6 protein-coding genes are annotated in these 5,332 nt (G+C 63.6%); 1 reads left to right on the forward strand and 5 read right to left on the reverse strand.

Annotation, left to right across the window (positions count from 1 at the left end):
• The coding region (locus EOC06_RS43375; RefSeq protein ID WP_245469996.1) for a P1 family peptidase at nucleotides 1–242 on the forward strand (242 nt) is incomplete at its 5' end.
• A 69-nt stretch (nucleotides 243–311) separates the two neighbouring features.
• Here EOC06_RS43375 and EOC06_RS24250 read toward each other — a convergent pair.
• The 5 genes from EOC06_RS24250 to eutB form a co-directional block, all read right to left on the reverse strand.
• Nucleotides 312–566 (reverse strand): DUF768 domain-containing protein, encoded by a 255-nt coding sequence (locus tag EOC06_RS24250; protein WP_127271474.1) that lies wholly within the window; start codon nucleotides 564–566, stop codon nucleotides 312–314.
• A gap of 470 nt (nucleotides 567–1,036) precedes the next feature.
• A complete protein-coding gene (gene doeB, locus EOC06_RS24255; protein ID WP_127272431.1) occupies nucleotides 1,037–2,035 on the reverse strand; it encodes a N(2)-acetyl-L-2,4-diaminobutanoate deacetylase DoeB in 999 nt (332 codons plus the stop codon).
• A gap of 5 nt (nucleotides 2,036–2,040) precedes the next feature.
• Complete coding sequence (gene doeA / locus EOC06_RS24260; RefSeq protein ID WP_127396496.1) at nucleotides 2,041–3,219, reverse strand: ectoine hydrolase DoeA; 1,179 nt, start codon at nucleotides 3,217–3,219, stop codon at nucleotides 2,041–2,043.
• 154 nt (nucleotides 3,220–3,373) lie between these two features.
• Nucleotides 3,374–4,366, reverse strand: a complete 993-nt coding sequence (eutC, locus tag EOC06_RS24265) for an ectoine utilization protein EutC (protein WP_128308974.1) — start codon at nucleotides 4,364–4,366, stop codon at nucleotides 3,374–3,376.
• Complete coding sequence (eutB, locus tag EOC06_RS24270) at nucleotides 4,363–5,331, reverse strand: hydroxyectoine utilization dehydratase EutB (protein ID WP_245469998.1); 969 nt, start codon at nucleotides 5,329–5,331, stop codon at nucleotides 4,363–4,365. The genes eutC and eutB overlap by 4 nt, the downstream gene beginning before the upstream one ends.
• Between the last annotated feature and the right edge of the window lies 1 nt (nucleotide 5,332).

Raw genomic sequence — 5,332 nt, forward strand, 5'->3', positions numbered from 1 at the left:
CAGGCGACATTTTTATCGCCTTCTCGACCGCCAATGCGAGCGCAGCGCTGGCGCCCTCCGGCCGCATCGCCAGCGCCGATTTTATTCCGGACACCGATATCGATCCGTTTTTCGATGCAGTGATCCAGACCGTGGAGGAAGCAATCCTCAACGCGCTGGTTGCCAATGACGATATGACCGGACGCGACGGGAATTTCGTGCCGGCGCTGCCGAAGACGTGGCTGAAGGAGAAGTTTGGCTGAAGACAAAAACGCGGGCCACAAGCCCGCGCTGGAACACGTCGCCGCTATGCGATCATTCCGCGGCTTTGATCATTCCGCGGCTTTTCCGGGGGCCTGCTGGCTTTCCTCGGCCTCGGCCGCTTCCTCAAGCCGGGATGCGATAAGTTCCTGGATATCGCCGACTTCTTCCTGGATGTCCTCCAGCGGGATGCCGACCTCGGCCGCCTCGGCGGCGCACTCCTTGGCCAGGGTTTCGGCCTGCTTGTCGATCCTTGCCTGGGAGGACTGGCAATGGACCTTTTCGCCGATCCATCCCCGCAAGAATTCGATGGCGTGTTCACTCATACTGCTGTTCCCTGGCGGCAAAGCCGGTTGGTAATCACAAACGTCGACATCCCGCAAAGGATGCATGTCCCCATTCCAGCCGAGTCGCGGTCGTCCGGCAAGCCAATGCCGTCCAAGGTCCACAGAGCCATAGGAAATCGAGGGGTCAAGAGCATTTTCTGATTCTGGAGGGGTCGGTACCGTTGGCTGGGTCACGCCCAGCGCTGCGCCACTGTTTCTATTTGCCTTTTTCCGGTTTCCGAGCCGATTTCCGTCACAATAGATGGCGCAACACACTACACATTCACAGTTGCTTCGAGGTGCTGCCCTCGGGCGCGCAGGTCGAAGCCGCCGCTATATAGTGACATCCTCCTGCAATGTCGACTCCGCTCGCCATGCTGCTTCTTTCCGCCGCGCCGAAGGCTCCGCAACGGATCAAGAGCAAGTGACGATGGACGCGAACCGGGTGGAGCAAGCCTCGGCGGAATCGCTCAGACGTGCACAGCCACCACCGCCGCGCAGTCGCCGGCCTTGACCAGCCCGGGGAAATGCCGCGCCGCCAGCATGCCCGACATTTTTGCCCGGATCTCCTGCGGGGCGATGCCGGTGCGGCCGGTGGAATGGATGCGCGCCAGCACCGAGCCTTCTTCGACGGGCTCACCGAGATCGACCATGGTTTCGATCATGCCGTCATCTTCGGCGAAGGAGAAACAATCGCCCGACGGCATGTCGAGCCACTGGGTTCGAGTCTTCTCGACCGCACCATCTACAATGCCAGCATGGCGCAGTACGTTGAGAATGCCGCGCCGCGCGATCCGCACCGTCTGCGCACGCGACGTGCCGCCGCCACCAAGCTCGGTGCTGACGAAGACCTTGCCCATCTCCTCGGCTGCCGTGTCATACATGCCGACGGCGTCGATCTCGATCATGCGCATCGAGAACGGGGCAGCGAAGGCCGCGACCGCGTCGAAGGCTTTCTGTTCCAGCGCCTTGTCGGGCAAAGTATGCGCGGCGCAGAACGGCACGAAGTCCAGCGTCTTGCCGCCGGAATGGAAGTCGAACACGATGTCGGCGCGGGGGAGCAGCTCACGCTGGAAATAGTCGGCGATCTTCTCGGTCACCGTCCCGTCCGGCCGGCCGGGAAAGCTGCGGTTCATGTTGCCCCTGTCGATCGGCGAGGTGCGCGTGCCAGCACGGAAGGCCGGATAGTTCATGGCCGGCACGATGATCACCGTGCCGCTGACTTGCTTGGGATCGAGGGTCCTGGCGAGATCGTAGAGGGCCAGCGGCCCCTCATACTCGTCGCCATGGTTGCCGCCGGTCAGCAGCGCTGCCGGCCCGTTGCCGTTGCGGATGACGCAGATCGGGATCATAACCGAGCCCCACGCGGAATCGTCGCGGCTGTAGGGCAAGCGCAGGAAACCGTGCTGAATGCCGTCGCGGTCGAAATCGACGGTCGGCGCGATCGGCGACGGGCGGGTGCTGGACATCGGGCTCAATCCTTCACCACCAGCTTGCGCGGCACATTGGCCAGGCACTCCACACCGGTTTCGGTGATCAGGATGGACTCGGTGATCTCCAGTCCCATCGTTTCCAGCCACAGGCCGGTCATGAAATGGAAGGTCATGCCGGGCTTGAGCTCGGTGCGGTCGCCGGGACGCAGGCTCATCGTGCGCTCGCCCCAGTCCGGCGGATAGGACAGGCCGATCGAGTAGCCGGTGCGGTTGTCCTTGACGATACCGTATCGCTTGAGGACACCGAAGAAGGCGTTGGCGATGTCCTCGCAGGCGTTGCCGGGTTTCGCGGCAGCCAGCCCGGCTTCCATACCTTCCAGCGTCGCCTTCTCGGCATCGAGGAATTCCTGCGTCGGCTTGCCTAGGAAGACGGTGCGCGACAGCGGGCAGTGATAGCGGTTGTAGCAGCCAGCAATCTCGAAGAAGGTGCCCTCGCCCCGCTTCATCGCTCTGTCATCCCAGGTCAGATGCGGCGCCGAGGCATCGGCACCCGACGGCAGCAGCGGCACGATCGCCGGATAGTCGCCGCCAATACCGTCGACGCCGCGCGTGCCGGCATCATAGATTTCGGCGACGAGATCGCATTTGCGCATGCCGACCTCGATCTTGTCGAAGATGCGCTGATGCATGGCCTCGACGATGCGGGCCGCCTTGCGCATATAATCGATCTCGGTCGGGCTCTTCACCGCACGCTGCCAGTTGACCAGCGCGGTGGCATCGACAAAGCGGGCATTGGGTAAATGCTTCTGCAGCGACGCAAAGGCGGCCGCCGAGAACCAGTAATTGTCCATTTCGACGCCGACTGTCAGCTTGCCCCAGCCGCGCTCCGCAAGCACGCTGGCCAAAAAATCCATCGGGTGGCGCTCGGTCGACTGCACATAGTGATCGGCATAGCCGACGATATTGTCGTGCGCGAGATAGGCGGTGCGCTTGGCGCCGTTGGCGTCCTGGCCGCGGCCGTACCAGACCGGCTCGCCCGAAGGCGGCACGATAACCGCCTGATGCACATAGAACGACCAGCCGTCATAGCCGGTCAACCAGGCCATGTTGGAAGGATCGCTGACAACAAGAAGATCGACGCCCTTGGCCTCCATGGCCTTGCGTGTCTTGGCGAGGCGATCCGCATATTCGCCGCGCGAGAATCTCAGGTTCGGTTGCATTGTTCTTGGTCCTCGTTTGTTGGGCCTTGCGGCCGGTATCAGCTTTGAATCCAACTCGTCGTTCTTGTTTGAGCGTGATCTCTGGACAAACGGAAAACCGTTTGTCCGAGAAAACCGGTTCCCACTTTTCCGGATCATGCTCCTGCGGCCAGCATCAGCTTTCGAAGATGACCCCGGAACCGGCCACCCGCGCACGGTCTCGAGCGAGCGTGGCGATCGCCGTGTCCTGGACGCCAGTGCCGGTGAGATCGGCGATGGTGATGTCGCTGGCCGAGCGCCGTCCGTGTTTCGCGCCGGCGATGATCTGGCCGAGTTCGGTCACCTCTTCCTCGGCGGCCATCACGCCCGCCGCGATTGCATGATGCAGCTCACCCAGCCGCTTTGTCTGGCGGCCACTGTCAGCGGCATAGAGATCGGCCATGCGCAGGATTGCCGGCGCGATCTCGTTCTTGTGCTCGGCGTCCGATCCCATCGCGGTGATGTGCTGCCCTGCGGAAACGAAGCCGGCCTTGATCAGCGGCTCGGTTGAAGGCGTCGTGGTGACGATGATGTCGGCGCCGGCGACCGCGTTTGCCGCGTCCGGCTCGGCGCGCACGAGAATGCCGAGCTTTTCGCGCAAGGCTCCGGCTGTCGCCTCGGCCTTTGCCGCATCGCGCGCCCAGATGCGCGCCTCGGTGATCGGCCGCACCAGCATGAGTGCTTCCAGTTGCAGCCCGGCCTGTACGCCCGCGCCGAAGATCGCGGCAACGGACGAGTCTTGCCGCGACAGATGTTTGGCGGCGACGGCGCCGGCAGCAGCGGTTCGGATATCCGTGAGATAGCCGTTGTCGAGCAACAGTGCCTCGACCAGGCCGGTTTTGGACGACAGCAGCACCATCATGCCGTTGACGCTGGGCAGGCCGAGCTTCGGATTGTCGAAGAACCCGGGGCTGATCTTGATGGCGAAACCGTCAATGCCAGGCACATAGGCGGTCTTCACGTCGACTTCGCCGCGATGCTCGGGAATGTCTAGCCGCAGGATCGGCGGCATTGCCACCGGCAGAGTGGCAAGCGCACGGAAGGCGTTTTCGACGCAGGCGACGGCATCGAGATCGAGTGTCACGATCGCCCGCAACTCTTTCTCGGTAAGGATGGTCATCCGGCTCATGCGGCGCGCTCCTTGAGCGATGGCGCTACGCCGCAAACGATTGTGCGGTGCGCGTCCATATCGATGTTGCGACCGGACAGCAGAACAACCACCGGCCCGTCCGACCTGACCTTGCCGGCCAGCAGTGCGGCGATGCCGACAGCGCCCGCGCCCTCGACGATTTCGCGCTCCTGCGCATAGGCGTGACGGATTCCGGCGGCGATCTCGTCTTCGCTGAGCAGGATGACATCATCGAGCAGGTCGCGGCACATGGCGAAGGTCAGCCGATTGTCGAGGCCGATGCCGCCACCGAGCGAATCCGCCAGCGTCGGCAATTCTTCCACCAGCACCGGCTGGCCCGCATCGAGGCTGGCCTTCATCGCCGCGCCACGCGCCATCGAGACACCGATGATTTTTGTGCCGGGGCTGACGCCTTTGATGGCTGTAGCAACCCCTGATGCGAGCCCGCCGCCGGAGATCTGGATCAGAACGAGGGCGGCATCCGGGACCTGCTCGATCATCTCAAGCCCGAGCGTGCCTTGCCCGGCGATAATGTCGGGATGGTCGAAGGGCGGCAGCATCACCAGCCCCTCTTGCGCGACCAGCCGATCGACCTCCTGTTGGGCATCGTCCTGGCTGTCGCCAACGATGCGGACCTCCGCGCCAAGCCGGCGGATCTCGTCGAGCTTGTTGCCGGGCACCAGGCGCGACATGCAGATTACGGCGCGCATGCCCTCAAGCTTCGCCGCATGCGCCAGCGCGCGGCCGTGATTGCCGGTCGAGGCCGCGACCACGCCCCGCGCCTTCTGTTCGGCGTTCAATGAGGCGACGGCGTTCGAGGCGCCACGCAGCTTGAAGCTGCCGGTGGTCTGCCGGTGTTCGAGCTTGAGGTGAACGGGGACGCCCAGTTGTTCGGATAGGCTCGGGGACAGCACGGTCGGCGTGCGCTCGACTTTGCCGGCGATACGCTCACGGGCGGTACGGATG

It is taken from the genome of Mesorhizobium sp. M7A.F.Ca.MR.362.00.0.0 (assembly GCF_004023175.1).
Classification (GTDB): Bacteria; Pseudomonadota; Alphaproteobacteria; order Rhizobiales; family Rhizobiaceae; genus Mesorhizobium.